General features: G+C 64.4%; 14 protein-coding genes. 7 read left to right on the forward strand and 7 right to left on the reverse strand.

What is annotated here, in order from left to right; genetic code table 11:
- Positions 1 to 34 precede the first annotated feature (34 nt).
- On the reverse strand, positions 35 to 2,173 hold the full coding sequence (locus FOY53_RS07675; protein WP_146587422.1) for a malate synthase G: 2,139 nt from the start codon (positions 2,171 to 2,173) through the stop codon (positions 35 to 37).
- Positions 2,174 to 2,689: 516 nt separating this feature from the next.
- Between FOY53_RS07675 and pepN the strand changes: the two genes are divergently transcribed.
- The 3 genes from pepN (at position 2,690) to FOY53_RS07690 (ending at position 6,795) form a co-directional block, all read left to right on the forward strand.
- Entirely contained in the window at positions 2,690 to 5,239 is a 2,550-nt protein-coding gene (gene pepN, locus FOY53_RS07680; protein WP_146587424.1) for an aminopeptidase N, read from the forward strand.
- Positions 5,240 to 5,336: 97 nt separating this feature from the next.
- Positions 5,337 to 5,765: a hypothetical protein gene (locus FOY53_RS07685; RefSeq protein WP_146587426.1), complete on the forward strand. Its 429-nt coding sequence runs from the start codon at positions 5,337 to 5,339 to the stop codon at positions 5,763 to 5,765.
- Between the two features lie 163 nt (positions 5,766 to 5,928).
- The gene (locus FOY53_RS07690) at positions 5,929 to 6,795 is read left to right on the forward strand and encodes a lysophospholipid acyltransferase family protein (RefSeq protein WP_146587428.1); all 867 of its coding nucleotides are present in this window, start codon (positions 5,929 to 5,931) and stop codon (positions 6,793 to 6,795) included.
- Positions 6,796 to 6,921: 126 nt separating this feature from the next.
- Here the strand turns inward: FOY53_RS07690 and FOY53_RS07695 are convergent, their stop codons facing one another.
- Positions 6,922 to 7,599, reverse strand: coding sequence for a transglycosylase SLT domain-containing protein (locus FOY53_RS07695; protein ID WP_146587431.1), 678 nt, complete (start codon positions 7,597 to 7,599; stop codon positions 6,922 to 6,924).
- 183 nt (positions 7,600 to 7,782) lie between these two features.
- Here FOY53_RS07695 and FOY53_RS07700 point away from each other — a divergent pair, with 183 nt between their 5' ends.
- The 3 genes from FOY53_RS07700 (at position 7,783) to FOY53_RS24055 (ending at position 11,525) form a co-directional block, all read left to right on the forward strand.
- A complete protein-coding gene (locus FOY53_RS07700) occupies positions 7,783 to 9,030 on the forward strand; it encodes a hypothetical protein (RefSeq protein ID WP_146587432.1) in 1,248 nt (415 codons plus the stop codon).
- A gap of 139 nt (positions 9,031 to 9,169) precedes the next feature.
- Positions 9,170 to 10,684 carry an Asp-tRNA(Asn)/Glu-tRNA(Gln) amidotransferase subunit GatB gene (gatB, locus tag FOY53_RS07705; protein ID WP_146587434.1) on the forward strand — a complete coding sequence of 505 codons (1,515 nt, stop codon included), beginning with the start codon at positions 9,170 to 9,172 and terminating at the stop codon, positions 10,682 to 10,684.
- Between the two features lie 166 nt (positions 10,685 to 10,850).
- The gene (locus FOY53_RS24055) at positions 10,851 to 11,525 is read left to right on the forward strand and encodes a DUF4177 domain-containing protein (RefSeq protein ID WP_342783965.1); all 675 of its coding nucleotides are present in this window, start codon (positions 10,851 to 10,853) and stop codon (positions 11,523 to 11,525) included.
- A 24-nt stretch (positions 11,526 to 11,549) separates the two neighbouring features.
- On the opposite strand, the gene FOY53_RS07715 is transcribed toward FOY53_RS24055, so the two are convergent.
- Positions 11,550 to 11,807: a BolA family protein gene (locus tag FOY53_RS07715; RefSeq protein ID WP_146587436.1), complete on the reverse strand. Its 258-nt coding sequence runs from the start codon at positions 11,805 to 11,807 to the stop codon at positions 11,550 to 11,552.
- A gap of 74 nt (positions 11,808 to 11,881) precedes the next feature.
- Here FOY53_RS07715 and FOY53_RS07720 point away from each other — a divergent pair, with 74 nt between their 5' ends.
- Entirely contained in the window at positions 11,882 to 12,505 is a 624-nt protein-coding gene (locus tag FOY53_RS07720; RefSeq protein WP_146587438.1) for a J domain-containing protein, read from the forward strand.
- Positions 12,506 to 12,792: 287 nt separating this feature from the next.
- Here FOY53_RS07720 and msrB read toward each other — a convergent pair whose 3' ends face one another.
- The 4 genes from msrB to FOY53_RS07740 all read right to left on the reverse strand — a co-directional run bounded on the left by msrB (position 12,793) and on the right by FOY53_RS07740 (position 15,296).
- Positions 12,793 to 13,254 (reverse strand): peptide-methionine (R)-S-oxide reductase MsrB, encoded by a 462-nt coding sequence (gene msrB / locus FOY53_RS07725; RefSeq protein ID WP_146587440.1) that lies wholly within the window; start codon positions 13,252 to 13,254, stop codon positions 12,793 to 12,795.
- A 101-nt stretch (positions 13,255 to 13,355) separates the two neighbouring features.
- The gene (locus FOY53_RS07730) at positions 13,356 to 13,919 is read right to left on the reverse strand and encodes a fasciclin domain-containing protein (protein WP_146587442.1); all 564 of its coding nucleotides are present in this window, start codon (positions 13,917 to 13,919) and stop codon (positions 13,356 to 13,358) included.
- A gap of 124 nt (positions 13,920 to 14,043) precedes the next feature.
- Entirely contained in the window at positions 14,044 to 14,754 is a 711-nt protein-coding gene (locus FOY53_RS07735; RefSeq protein ID WP_146587444.1) for an anti-sigma factor, read from the reverse strand.
- Positions 14,751 to 15,296: a sigma factor gene (locus tag FOY53_RS07740; protein WP_146587446.1), complete on the reverse strand. Its 546-nt coding sequence runs from the start codon at positions 15,294 to 15,296 to the stop codon at positions 14,751 to 14,753. The genes FOY53_RS07735 and FOY53_RS07740 overlap by 4 nt, the downstream gene beginning before the upstream one ends.
- Positions 15,297 to 15,301 lie beyond the last annotated feature (5 nt).

A 15,301-nucleotide genomic window follows, 5' to 3' on the forward strand; every position in this document is an offset into this window, starting at 1 on the left:
AGCCCCCTCATCCCTCTGACAAACCGGCCCGCTGTCAGGCGGACTTCAGCTGCAACCTGCGGGCATGCAACACCGGCTCGGTATAGCCCGACGGCTGCACGCGCCCCTTGAACACCAGATCACAGGCGGCCTGAAACGCAATTCCGCCAAAATCCGGAGCCATCGGGCGGTACTGTGGATCTCCGGCGTTCTGGCCGTCCACAACCACCGCCATGCGCCGCATCACTTCCAGAACCGTGGCCTCGCTCACCACGTCATGGTGCAGCCAGTTGGCGATGTGCTGCGCCGAAATCCGGCAGGTCGCGCGGTCTTCCATCAGCCCGACGTCATTGACATCCGGCACCTTGGAGCATCCGACACCCTGGTCGATCCAGCGCACCACATAACCCAGAATGCCCTGAGCGTTGTTTTCGACCTCCCGCAGCACCTGGTCTTCGGACCATTTCCGGAATGCCGCCAGCGGGATATCGAGGATCGTGTCGACATGCGCGCGCCGCCCGCCCTTGCGCAGCCGGGCCTGTACGGCAAACACATCAACCTTGTGATAGTGCAGCGCATGCAGTGTGGCCGCGGTTGGCGACGGCACCCAGGCGCAGTTGGCCCCGGCCTTTGGATGCTCGATCTTCTGTTCCAGCATTGCCGCCATCATGTCGGGCATCGCCCACATGCCCTTGCCGATCTGAGCACGGCCGGACAGCCCGCATTCGAGACCGATGTCGACGTTGCGGTTTTCGTACCCGCCGATCCAGGCCTTGCGCTTGATGAAATCCTTGCGGCTGAACGGCCCGGCCTCCATCGAGGTGTGGATCTCGTCGCCGGTCCGGTCGAGGAAGCCCGTGTTGATGAAGGCCACCCGACTTTTCGCCGCCCGAATACACTGTTTCAGGTTGACCGACGTCCGCCGCTCTTCGTCCATGATGCCCAGCTTCACCGTGTTCTGCGGCAGGCCCAGCGCCTTTTCAACGAAACTGAATGTCGCGTCGGCAAAGGCCACCTCGTCGGGTCCGTGCATCTTGGGCTTGACCACATAGACCGAGCCCTTGACCGAATTTCCGCCGTCGCGCGCCAGATCGTGTTTTGCGATCAGGGTCGTCACCATCGCGTCCATCAGACCCTCGAAGGCCTCGTTGCCGTCGCGGTCGAGGATCGCCGGATTGGTCATCAGATGGCCGACATTGCGCACCAGCATCAGGGCACGCCCCTTGAGAACCACCTCGCCCCCGTCCGGCGCGGTATAGACGCGGTCCGGATTCAGCGAACGGGTGAGCGTCTCGCTCCCCTTCTGGAAGGTCTCTTCCAGATTGCCCTTCATCAGACCCAGCCAGTTGGAATAGGCCTGCGTCTTGTCCTCGCCATCGACACAGGCGACGGAATCCTCGCAGTCCATGATCGCGGAAATCGCGCTTTCCATCTGCACATCCGCCAGACCACACTGATCGCGGCTGCCGATGCGGTGGGTGCGGTCAAATACCAGTTCGACGTGCAGCGCATTGTTGCGCAGCACGATCGCCTGCGGCGCGCGGGGGTCACCCCTGAAACCGACGAACTTTGACGGATCTGCCAGCGGCATGTCGTCCACCAGCAGCGCACCGTTGTGAATGTGGTAACGCCGCGCATCCGCATGGCTGCCGCCGTCAATCGGAAACGCCTCGTCGAGAAACACCCGCGCCCGCGCCACAACCCGTGCGCCGCGCCCCTTGTCGTAACCGCCCCTGGGGGCGGGCGTGCCCATCGCATCGGTGCCGTAAAAGCCATCGTACAGACTGCCCCAGCGGGCATTTGCGGCATTCAGCACGTAGCGGGCGTTGGTGATCGGCACCACCAGCTGCGGGCCCGGCACCGTGGCAATCTCGGGGTCCACATTCGAGGTGTCGATTTCAAAGTCCTCGCCCTCGGGCAGCAGATAGCCGATCTCGGTCAGGAATGTCTTGTAAGCTTCGTGATCATGCGGCTGGTTGCGCCGCTTGATGTGCCACTCGTCGATCTGGGTCTGCAACTCGGCCCGCCGCTCCAGCAGCGCACGGTTCCTGGGGCCGTAGTCGTGGATCAGATCCGCCAGTCCCTGCCAGAAGGCATCAGCAGACACTCCGGTGCCGGGCAATGCCTCTTCTTCAATAAAGGAACACAGGATCTCGTCGATCTGCAGATCACAGCGGGTGATACGGGTGGTCATGGCGGCTTCCCCCAAGGCTGGCGCGGTATGCAATTGTGTGCATCATTAGAAAAAGAGTTTCCGATAGGCAACAGCCGCCGCCAGAAAGAAATCGCCTGGCGGCTGTCGGTTTCATCGGTGGCGTTGCCAATTGCCAGTCTGTCGCCGTCCAGACCACTTGGCGACTGCAATCCGGTCAGGGCCGCGATTGGCGCGGCGCGATGCTTGATTCCTGACCAGACACGGGCCGCGCCATGCCCATCCCGGGCATTTCCCCGCTGCACGTAACGGCGGCCCCCGCCCCCTGTCCGGCCCGCCGTCACCCCACCGATATCGCGAGCATTTCAAACACCGGCTGCGTCGGCATTGCGGGGATTTTTCTCGGGCGCCGCCTTCGTGGCGGATGCCGACGAAGGGTAAGCCGACCGGAAATCACCGCGAACCCTGTTGCAGCGCCGGTTTCCCGGGCCTAACACTCTGGGCAAAGACGCGGCGCCTGATATTCCGCATCTGCGACATGAAGAGGAGATATCCGTCATGAAAGACGCCGCCCCCCAGACCGTGTACCTGAGCGACTACACACCCTTTGGCTATGTGGTCGAGGATGTGCACCTGACATTCCAGCTGGCCCCCACCAGCACCCGGGTCCTGAGCCGGATCAGGTTTGCCCCCAATCCCGATGCCACGGACAAGGTGTTTTTCCTGCATGGCGAAGAGCTGAACCTGATTTCGGCCATGATCGACGGCAAGCCGGTCGAGCCGGTCGTGACCTCGGTCGGGCTCAGCTGCCCGGTGCCGGAAAAGCCCTTTGTCTGGGAGGCCGAAGTCGAGATCAGCCCGGAAACCAACACCGCTCTGGAAGGGCTGTACATGTCGAACGGCATGTATTGTACCCAGTGCGAGGCCGAAGGCTTCCGCAAGATCACCTACTATCCCGATCGCCCCGACGTGATGTCGGTGTTCACTGTCCGCATCGAAGGCCCCCACCCGGTGCTGCTGTCCAACGGCAACCCCAGAGACAGCGGTGACGGCTGGGCGGAATGGCGCGACCCCTGGCCCAAACCGTCCTATCTGTTTGCGCTGGTCGCGGGCGATCTGGTCAACCACTCCGACACATTCACCACCTGCTCCGGCACCGAGGTCGCGCTCAACATCTGGGTGCGTCCCGGGAACGAAGGCAAATGTGCCTTTGGCATGGAAGCCCTGAAAAAGTCGATGCGCTGGGACGAAGAGGTCTATGGCCGGGAATACGATCTCGACATCTTCAACATCGTCGCGGTGGACGATTTCAACATGGGCGCGATGGAGAACAAGGGGTTGAACGTGTTCAACTCCTCGGCGGTGCTCGCTTCACCCGAAACCAGCACGGACGCCAATTTCGAACGGATCGAGGCGATCATCGCCCATGAGTATTTCCACAACTGGACCGGCAACCGCATCACCTGCCGCGACTGGTTCCAGCTCTGTCTGAAAGAGGGACTTACCGTGTTCCGCGACAGCCAGTTCACCTCGGACATCCGCTCGGCCCCGGTCAAGCGGATCTCGGATGTGATCGACCTGCGCGCCCGCCAGTTCCCCGAGGACCAGGGGCCGCTGTCGCATCCGGTACGCCCGGAATCATTTCAGGAAATCAACAACTTCTACACCGCCACCGTTTACGAGAAGGGCGCCGAGGTGATCGGTATGCTCAAGCGCCTTGTCGGTGATGAAGGCTATGCCGAAGCGCTCGAGCTGTACTTTGCCCGCCACGACGGCGAGGCCTGCACGATCGAGGACTGGCTGAAGGTGTTCGAGGATGTGACCGGCCGCGATCTGACCCAGTTCAAACGCTGGTATTCGCAATCGGGCACCCCGCGCCTGTCGGTCACCGAGGACTACGCCGACGGCACCTATACGCTGACCTTCGCCCAGCACACGCCACCGACGCCGGGGCAGGACGAAAAACTGCCGCAGGTGCTGCCCATCGCGGTCGGGCTGCTGAACGCCAATGGCGACGAGGTGGTAAAGACCACGCTGCTGGAAATGACGCAGGCCGAGCAAAGCTTTGAATTCACCGGGCTGGCGTCCAGACCCATCCCGTCGCTGCTGCGCGGCTTTTCCGCGCCGGTGGTGCTGGACCGCGTGGCCAGCAAGGAAGAACAGGTGTTCCTGCTGGCCCATGACACCGACGCCTTCAACCGCTGGGAATCCGGGCGCACTCTGGCGCGCAACAGCCTGATCGCGATGGTGCGTGACGGGGCGGCGCCCGATCAGGCCTATCTCGACGGTCTGGCCGCGTTGCTGCGCGACGACGAACTTGACCCGGCCTTTCGCGCGCTGATGTTGTCCGGCCCGTCACAGGCGGAACTGGCGCAGGCACTGCACGAGGCGGGCGCGACCCCTGATCCGGATGCCATCTGGCAGGCCAAAGAGACCATGGCCGACACCATGGCGCAGTCCTTCCGCGACCTGCTGCCCAAGCTGGCCTATGAAGGCAAGGTCACCGAACCCTATGCACCCGATGCCGAACAGTCGGGCATGCGGGCGCTGGGTGCGGCGACGCTGGCGCTGCAGACCCGGCTGGACGCCGGTGCAGCGGCGCAGAAACAGTTCGACAAGGCCGACAACATGACATTGCAGCTGTCCGCCCTGGGCCAGCTCATCCAGGTCGGCAAGGACACCGGGGCGGTTCAGGCCTTTTACGATCAGTGGCACAACGACCGCCTGGTCATGGACAAGTGGTTCGGCTTGCAGGTTGGCGCGGCGCATCCCGAGGTGGCGGTCGATCGCGCCGCGGCGCTGAGCAGCCATCCGGCCTTTGACATGAAGAACCCCAACCGGTTCCGCGCGGTCTTTGGTGCGCTGGCGATGAATCACGCAGGCTTTCACCGCAGGGACGGCGCCGGTTACGATCTGCTGGCCGACTGGCTGATCCGGCTGGACGCGATGAACCCGCAGACCACCGCGCGCATGTGCTCGGCCTTCCAGACCTGGAAGCGGTACGACGCCGACAGACAGGCGAAAATGAAAGCCGCGCTCGAACGGATCGCGGCCCAGCCGGACCTGTCCCGCGACACAACCGAGATGGTCAGCCGGATGCTGGGATGAAGCCCCTTCCGCGCACCGGCAGCAGCGCCGGTTTCGGGACCGGCGCGGCCAGGTTCACCATTCGCGCCATTCGCGACCTGGCGGGCGGGCAATAACGATGGCCCTGCTGGAGCATCACGGTTCTGGCCGCGCGTGGCGGCCAGTCTGCGCGGTGGCCGCTGTCTGGGCGATTCTGGCGGCGGGATATGTCTGGCTGGACGCCGAGGGCTGGATTGTCGCCGGTCTGGGCGCTTTCACCCTCCCCGCCCTCTGGGACATCCTTGCCGGACGGCGGTCCGCGCTTACCCTGACCGCGACCGAGATCCACTGGACAAGCGGGCGGCACGCTCAGACAGTCGCGCTGGACGATCTGGCACATGTGCGTCTCGATCGCCATTGGGACGGCAGCGTGCGGGTTCGGCTGGTCGGCAGGGACGGGCAGACGCACCTCGTGCCGCCGGATGCGACGCCGCCTCACCGGGACCTGGAAACCGCGCTGCAACGCGCGGGCGTCGCGGTTCAGCGCCAGCCGTTTTCGATCTTCTGAAAATTTTCTGAAATTTCCGGGAACTGGCAGCGATCTTTCTGCGTTGACCCCACAGGCTGTTTTCCGCACAATCCGGGAACCGCACTTGCCGGGACTTGCGCCCACCTCACAAGGTACGCAATCCTGTCACCAACCTGTTGCAATAACCTGTTTTGAGTGCCGGATGCAGGACCGTATTGACCCATTGATCCAGGAACGCGCGCCGTGGCTGTTTGCGACGCGTCCGGGAACGCGTCCTGCGCGCAAGGCACTGAATTTTCTTCTCGGTTACGAGAAGACCGTCTCGCTGGCCACGGCGTTCGAGGACATGCCCTCGAATCAGATCATGGCAGCGATGGGCCAGCTGTTGGCGCGCGACGTTGAGGTCGCGGGGCTGGGCCACGTTCCCCGTCACGGAGCGGCACTCATCGTGGCGAACCATCCAACCGGCATCGCTGACGGCATCATCCTCAATCACCTGCTGACCACGGTCCGGCCGGACGCGTATTTCTTTGCCAATCATGACATCCTGCGGGTTCTGCCGCAAATGGCGGACATGATTGCTCCGGTCGAATGGCGGCAGGAAAAGCGCAGCCACGGCAAGACCCGCGAGACGATGGCCTTTACCCGCCGGGCGGTAAACGACGGGCGGCTCGGAGTGATTTTCCCGTCCGGGCGGTTGGCCAAGCGGCGCGGATTGTCGTTGCATGAACGGCCGTGGATGCCCTCAGCCGCGATGATCGCGCGCAAGTTCGATTTGCCGGTGATCCCGGTGAACATCCGGGCGCGCAACTCGGTGTTGTTCTATCTGTTCGATCTGATCCACCCGACGCTGCGGGACATCACCCTGTTTCATGAAACCCTGAACAAGCATCGCCAGCCCTACCGCGTGACTGTGGGCGAGCCGATTTCTGCCAGCGCCCTGCCCGCAAAGTCCGAGGACAGCATCGAGATGCTGCGGCGTGCAACTCTGGCTCTGGGGGGCGCTCGCGCCCCGGCTGTGTCGCTGGTCGACAGCACGCGCCGACCCTCCTGGCTCAAGGCTTATTGACCACAAATCCCCCCAGTTCCAGATGCTTGCGCGTCCAAAGCGGTGCCAGTGCATCTGGATTCGTATGGTCCGGAACTGCACGCGCACCTGTTCGATGCCCGGGATCACGGACGGGCTTTCGCCTGTCTAGCTGCCATAGCTCAGGGGGCGCGCCTTTGGGCGGGTGGCAAATACCGGCTGGCAATAGGTCTGGGCCTTGGTCCAGGCCATCATGTCGGCGCGTTTGCTTTCACTGTGGAACGGCCCCCAGTCAGCGGCCACACCGCGCATTCCGTGCGACACCACGCCGTCACGGGCGACGGTGCGCGACATGATCCGCAGGGCGCAGGACAGATTGGCGGGCCCCTCGGTCAGATCCTCGCCACTGCGCGCCCGGCAGCCATAACTGCGGGCCGTGGCGGGAAAGATCTGCAGCAGGCCGTACCAGCGTCCGCCGCCCCCCACCGCCGTCGGCCGGTAGGTGCTTTCGTGTTTGGCCAGCGCCGACACCAGCCCGACCCAGAATGCCTCGCGCTGGACCGTGTCGGCGGCCTTGTAGCCCGGGCACCAGGCGTCGATATCGCGGGGCACCTGCCGGGGCAGCGTGCTGGCATGGCCGCGCAGCGCCGAAACGGCCGCCCGGGTCCACAACAGACCCCGGCTTCGGTGGCTCCAGCGGGCTGTCGGCAAAACTTCAGAGCGGGCGTTCGGGCGCAGCGACTCGGTGACGGCCTGTGGTGACAGCGACGGGAACGCCAGTGACGTCGCCGCCTCTCCTGAAAACGGAGCGACGGACAGGGCGAGAAGGACAGCGAGGCGCAGCATGGCGCAAACCCTGCCCCGGATCGACGCGATCGCGCAAGCATCAAGGCGCCCGGAGTCCCGGCGCAGGCGGGCGGTGCCCCCAAATCGGCGGATTTCTTCCCATGAAAGCCGGCAGAATGCCTTACCTTGCTGCGTCCTTGCCATGATTGAGCCCAAATGCCCCGGCACTCTTTGCCCATGAGCATGACAGATCTCCTCCCCCCGATGCGCTCACTGAGCGTCCACCTTGGCCCCCGAGTCGAGGCCCTGCGGTCGGTGTTCGCCACCCGCGCCCCGGCCGCACCGCGCCCCGCCAATTCGGCGCCGCAGTTGCCCAGCCTCAGAATCGAAACCTGCGACAGAACGCCCGAAGAGCACGAGCGTGCACGTTACTTTGCCCAGGGCCAGTTTCTCGCGCGGCAGGAGCAGTGGGAAGAACTGTCCCGCCTGATCCGGACATTCGACCGCCACAGGGTGACCACGCCCGGCGGCACACCGGTGGCGGACGTGCTGGCCCTGGGCGCCCGGGCCGATGCGGTGGACGCCGCGCGCGATGCGGTGCGCCGCGGGGACGTGCACGGCGCCCACGCGCCGCTTGCCGCGCTCGAAGACATCTGGGCCGAACATTCCGGCGATCATGGCGTCGGGCTGGTGGTGGCGCTTGCACATATCGACACCGGCTGGGCCTGGCGCGGCGAAGGCTGGACCCAGGAAGTCCCCGCCGCCCGCATGGCGGCCTTTCACAGCCACTTTCGCGCAGCCGCTCAGATCATTGACGGCTTTGATGCCTTTGAACTCGACGCCCCGGCGCTGGCCGCCGCGCGCTGTGCGTTGCTGGCCGCAGACATGCGCCCGTCGTTGCGGGTTGCGGATGACTATGAAGATGTCATCGATCTTGACCCGCGCAGCCCGCGCCACATGCGCAGCCTGGGCAACCACATGCTGCCGCGCTGGTTCGGCAGCTACGAGCAGCTTGAGCTTCAGGCCCGCCGCACGGCGGCGCGCACGCGCGACATCTGGGGGGCCGGCGCCTATGCCTGGGTGCATTTTGACGCCCTTGCGGTTGACCCCGGCACGTTCCGCCGCCTTGATTCCGAACTTTTTGTCGAAGGGTTGCACGACATTCTGGCGCGCCGCCCGGATCAGCACACTGTCAATCTTCTGGCCGCGCACACCGGGCTGACACTGGCCCGGGCTGCCGCTCCGGGCAGTGGCCGCGCAAGGGTTGCAGGTTGCTTTGACTGGATCGTGCGCGACCATCTGTGCGAAGTGCACCCCATGGTCTGGGCCGCAGCATTGCCATATGCCGGATCTGCGCCGCGGGGTGGCTGCGCCGAGACCGTGGCCCGGGGCCGCGCCCGCGCCCTGTCGACCCTCGCCGAGCATTTTGCCCCCGAGATCCGCCGGAATCGCAAGATCAGCTTTGAGGCGGACGGGTTGCACATCCACTGAGCCCGTCCCGGCGCGTGCGCCTCCCCCTGCGCGTCGCGCCAAAATCTCGGTCCGCCCGGATCAGCAGGGGCCGCCCCCCTTGCCCCGGCGCGGCCTCTGGCCTAAGACCGGGTCGTTCACAGGCACGAGGACGCAAGGTATGCTGGATCTGAGCTACGACTCCCCGAAACCCAAGGTCATCGCCGGGGCGAAATACGACTGGGAACTGGTGATCGGGATGGAAGTCCACGCCCAGATCGCGACACAGGCCAAGCTGTTTTCGGGCGCGTCGACCAAATTCGGGGCCGAACCCAATTCCAACGTCTCCTTTGTGGACGCCGCCATGCCCGGCATGCTGCCGGTGATCAACGAATACTGCGTCGAACAGGCGGTGCGCACCGGTCTGGGCCTGAAGGCAAAGATCAACCTTTTCAGTGCATTCGACCGCAAGAACTATTTCTATCCCGATCTGCCGCAGGGCTATCAGATCAGCCAGCTCTACCACCCGATCGTGGGTGAGGGCGAGGTGATCGTCGACATGGAGCCGGGTGTCGCACGGCGGGTGCGGATCGAGCGCATCCATATCGAACAGGATGCGGGCAAGTCGATTCACGACATGGACCCGAACATGTCCTTTGTCGATCTCAACCGCACCGGCGTCGCGCTGATGGAGATCGTCAGCCGTCCGGACATCCGTGGCCCCGAAGAGGCCGCCGCCTATGTCGTCAAACTGCGCCAGATCCTGCGCTATCTGGGCACCTGCGACGGCAACATGCAGAACGGCAACCTGCGGGCCGACGTCAACGTGTCGGTCTGCCGTCCGGGTCAGTACGAAAAGTATCAGGAAACGCAGGACTTCGGCCATCTCGGCACCCGGTGCGAGATCAAGAACATGAACTCCATGCGCTTTATCCAGCAGGCCATCGACTACGAGGCAAAGCGCCAGATCGCCATCCTCGAGGCGGGCGGGGCCATTGATCAGGAGACCCGGCTCTACGATCCCGACAAGGGCGAAACCCGGTCGATGCGCTCCAAGGAAGAAGCGCATGATTACCGCTATTTCCCGGACCCCGACCTGCTGCCGCTCGAGATCGAGCAGTCCTGGGTCGACGACATCGCCGCCCGCCTGCCCGAATTGCCCGATGCCAAGAAGGCGCGCTTTGTCCAGGACTTCGGCCTGTCCGAATACGACGCCTCGGTGCTGACGGCGGACACGGCGCATGCGGCGTATTTCGAAGAGGTCGTCGGACTGTGCTCGGATGGCAAGCTGTCGGCCAACTGGGTGATAAACGAACTGTTCGGACGGCTCAAGAAGGACGACCGGGATATCGGCGACTCGCCGGTCACTCCGAAACAGCTGGCGGGCCTGATTACGCTGATCAAATCGGGTGACATCAACGGCAAGATCGCCAAGGACGTGTTCGAGACCGTGTTCAGCGACGGCGGCGATCCGGCCGAAATCGTCGAGGCGCGCGGCCTGAAGCAGGTCACCGACACCGGTGCGATCGAAGCGGCGGTGGACGCGGTCATCGCCGCCAACCCGGCGCAGGTGGAAAAGGCGCAGGCCAATCCGAAACTGGCGGGCTGGTTCGTGGGCCAGGTGATGAAATCCACCGGCGGCAAGGCCAACCCGGCGGCAGTCAACCAGATCGTCGCGGCCAAGTTGGGGCTGTAACGCCCGCGACGGCGCCGCCAAAGCTGCTGGTTCGGACGGATGGCAGCCGCATCTGCGGGGTGCCACCCGCGACGGCGGCGAGCCTGCCGCGCCCTGCGACTGCTTGGCGGCCCGCAGATTGCGGTGTAGGGTCGCCAAAACCCTGGATAGGCATGTTTGCGAGCCCATGAACAATTTCGAGTACAAGGTGATACCCGCCCCGGCGCGCGGTGAGAAAGGCAAGGGTGTCAAAGGTCCGGAAGCCCGGTTTGCCCATGCACTGGAACTGGTCATGAACGAAATGGCTGCCGATGGCTGGGAATACCAGCGGGCCGAAACCCTGCCGAGTTCCGAGCGATCCGGGCTGACAGGATCGGTGACCCAGTGGCGCAACCTGCTGGTGTTCCGCCGCCCGCGCGACGCCGACGTCGCCGCACATCAGCCCAGATTGCTGGACGCCCCTGTCTCCTCCTCCGCGGTCGAAGAGGACGTGTCCGAACGTCCGGTGCCACGTTCGGCGGGTCTGGGCGCCGCGGGCCTGCGGCTCGGGCAGCCGAGGGTGCCGCCCGGCGCGTCGCAGCACGACCCGGATCAGACGGCAGACACTGTGGCGGCGGTCCCATCGTCGGGAAAGAGTTCCGGGGCGCCGGAGCCTGAGACGCACACCGGGAGCAACGGTTCCGGCACGGTCACACCTGCCGAGGCAGAGGCCTCTGGCGACGGCTTTTCCGGTCCCCCGGCGACGCCGGACAACGAAGACGGGAAAACCGCAGAACTGTCGCATCTGACTTCGGCCCTGCGCGCACGCGCCGCGCGGTTGCAGCCTGTGACAGACAAGGACCCCGCCGACGGCAACAGCTGACCCCGCCGAAGCCCGCTGCCCGCCTCAGGTCCCGAGATCGAGGGACAGCGCGTGAATGCGGCCCATCAGGTCGGTGCCCAGGGCGGAATGCACCGCGCGGTGGTTCTGCAACCGCGACCGCCCCTCGAAGGCCGGGCTTCGGATCACCACGTGAAAATGGCTTTCGCCGCCTTCCTGAAACCCGGAATGGCCACGGTGGCTTTCGCTGTCATCGCGCACCAATAGCGCCTCCGGTGCGAATGCCTCGCGCAGCCGTGTCTCGATTTCCTGAGTTCTGGTCATTTTTTCCGGTTCAACCTCTGTCATCTGTCGGTGGATAGTCTAGTGTTTGGCGTCCGAGTCGGAAAGGTGTTCCCATGAGCAAATCAGATCCCTTCGGTTTCGACATGTCGGTGTCGTCTTCGAAAAAGAAAAATCCGCGCGGACGCCGCGGCATGTCAGGTGAGAGCACGACCTCTGTGCGGCTGTGCGAACACGAGGGCTGCGACGAGCCGGGCAAGTTCCGTGCCCCCAAGGCCCCGGATGTGCTCGACGACTATTTCTGGTTCTGCAAGGACCATGTCCGCGAGTACAACCTCAAGTGGAACTTCTTCCACGGCAAGACCGAGGCCGAAATGAACGCGCAAGAGACCTCTGACAAGGTCTGGGAGCGCAAGACCAAGGACTTCCGCGACACCGAGGCCCGCGCCTGGGCCCGGCTGGGGATCGAGGATCCGCATCAGGTGCTGGGTGACAACGCCACCCGCAATCCGGGCAAGTCGATCACCGGAACCCGCCGCCTGCCCCCGACCGAGCGTCGCGCGATCGAGATTCTCGAAGCCAAGGATCACTGGACCAAGGCTGAGGTGCGCAAATCCTACAAGACATTGATCAAGGTGCTGCACCCGGACATCAACGGCGGGGACCGGTCGCAGGAAGAACAGCTTCAGGAAGTTGTCTGGGCCTGGGACCAGATCAAGGACAGCCGGAACTTCAAGTGATGGGTGCACCGGCGCAGGGCGGTTACGCTTTGCACCGCCGTATCTCCCTGTTCCGAACCGGGCCACGACCGTCGGCCTGCCGCTGCGCGCACCGGCACATCTGCAGCGCCGTGTGAACGCCGCCTGACAACCGCCGGTCGGAACACAGAAAAAAGGCGCGCTCCGGGGAAGGAGCGCGCCGCATACTCGTGACTTCCGGCTCCGGGTGCCGCCGCTGACAGTCGAGGCAACCCGGGTAGGTGCCCGGCACAATTGCTGGACTGCTGCTGGCGACAGACCCCAGGGGGTCAGGCAGGCCGGAACACCAGGCTGACACCGTTGATGCAGTGTCGCTTGCCTGTGGGGGCCGGTCCGTCGTCAAAGACGTGGCCGAGGTGCGATCCGCAGCGGCTACAGTGCTCTTCGGTCCGGGCACCGAACAGCGACCAGTCGGTCCTGTTGCCGACAGCGCCCGCTTTGGCGGCAAAGAAGCTGGGCCAGCCGGTGCCGCTGTCGAATTTTGTGTCCGAGTCGTAAAGCGCCAGATCACACCCCCGGCACACATAGGTCCCGGGGCGTTTCTCGTCATTGAGCGGCGAGGTAAAGGCGCGTTCCGTGCCTTCCTCGCGCATGACCTTGTATTCCAGCGCGGACAGCATCGCTTTCCATTCGGCGTCGCTGCGGGTGACTTCAAATGTCCTGGCGGCCATTGCAGGCCCGCGACCAAGGCCAAGTGCAGCCGTAGCGAACAGGAACAGGCGTCGGTTCATGTGATCCTCCCTTTCTCTTGCCTCAATGTGGCGGCCCCACCCCTGCCGGGGCAAGAGCAAGGCCCGCACATTCGCGCGACCGGAGCGTGTAGACTCGCAGCTTACATCGCGGGCAGAAGCACCCGGTCGATGACATGGATCACGCCATTGGACTGTTTGACATCCGCGATCGTGACATTGGCGACGCGGCCCTGTTCGTCGGTCAGGGTGATCTTGCCGCCCGTCATCTTGGCCTTCAGCACGCAACCGCCGACGGTGGCAACGTCATGCTCGCCACCGTCATCGGCGATCATGCCGGCGATGGCGTCGGACATGGCATTCGCTGCGACCACGTGGCAGGTCAGGATCGTGGCAAGCTGCGCCTTGTTCTCGTCCATCATCAGCGCGCCGAGCGAATCCTTCGAGATCATGTCAAAGGCCGCGTTGGTCGGCGCAAACACGGTAAAGGGGCCTTCGCTCATCAGCGTATCGACCAGACCGGCCTGTTTCACGGCGGCCACCAGCGTGGTGTGATCCGCCGAGTTCACGGCGTTCTCGACGATGTTCTTTGTGGCGAACATTTCGGCGCCACCAACCATCGGGTTGCCATCCATCTTGTTGGCGGCGAAAGCGCCCGTGGCGATTGTGGAAACCAGCAGCGCGGCAAGGGTTGTCTTCAGGGTCATTCAGGTATTCCTCCATCCCCGGCGTTTATCGCTGGGTCAGTTGCAACCACGGCACCCCGTGCCCACAAGTTTCAGATGTCGCGTAAAAATCGCGGTTCACGTCACTGTGAAGCCCTTTTTGCCGTCAACCCGGGGTCAGAGTTCCGCGTGCCAGCTCCCGCCCTGTCGGGGCGGATGCCGTCGCCGCGTCCGCCGCCAGATCCGAGATCACGAGCGTCGCACCCGCCAAATCGCCCCACAGGACCTCCGGAACGTAAAGCGTGCCCGGGACTCCGGTTTCCAGCGGCCCCAGGACCACAGGCCCCCCACCGTCGGCCGGATGGACCCAGACCACCAACACCCGCCCCGGAGGCAGGTCATCCACAGGCCCGCGCAACGTCAGGACTCCGGTGTCAGGCGCGTAATGTGCTTGCAGGGCCAGCCCGCTGTCGGCGGCCACAAGATCCGCGTACAGGTCCGGCGCGGGGGGAGCGGTGTTCAGCAGGCCCTTGGTATTGACCACCCAGGCGAGCGCAGCCGCAACCAGTGCCCCCAGCAGGTAGGGTAGCAACGCGCGCCACAGCGTCTGCCGTCCCGTTCCGAAGATCTCTGTCTCGATCCGGCGCAGAACCGCAGCCGCCGGAGCGACTTCGGGCAGGGAATCGGAAATGTCGGCAAAATGTTCGGCCCAGTAGGTCACTTCCGTCTGCAAGACGGGTTCCCTCTCCAGGCGACGTTCAAAGGCCCGCGCCTCGTCATCAGACAGCAGGTTCAGCACATATTCCGCGCAAAGGGCGCTGTCTGTTCCGGAAAGGTCCGGCGGCGGGCGGTCACTGTCATCCGAACGGCCTGTCATCGGCGCAGACACTCCCTCAACTGCGTGAAACAGCGCCGCATCCTGCTTTGCACAGCAGCGGGGTCGACTCCCATCGTGTCCGCAATATCGCTGTAGGACAAGCCGTCAAGGCAGACCTGCCGCAGCATGTCGACGTCTGCGACCTGTTGTTCCCGCAGGCACAGGCCCAACGGACCACCAATGCCCGGAGCCTTGGCCTGCGCCCCGGAAAGAACGCTCAGATCGGCAAGGACCGGGGCACAGTCAGGCTGGTCACAGGGTGCCGCACCCAGGCGACGCCTGTGACCTGTCGCGACGGTGCGGGCCACCGCCATCATCCATGTCATCGGAGAACTCCTGTTGGCACGCGACATCGCCGCCGAGTTCCAGATTTCCTGATACACCTCCTGCAACGCCCGTTCGGCACTGTCCTGATCGGGCAAGATCCGCAAACAGATGGCATAAAGCTTTGGTGCGGTGCCCTGGTACAGGACGCGCAATGCAGGACGGTCGCCCAGGGCGACGCGCGCAATCACCGCTGCCAACTGCTCTTGGGTATCCATACCGG

It is taken from the genome of Puniceibacterium confluentis (assembly GCF_007923445.1).
GTDB classification, from domain to species: Bacteria; Pseudomonadota; Alphaproteobacteria; order Rhodobacterales; family Rhodobacteraceae; genus Puniceibacterium; species Puniceibacterium confluentis.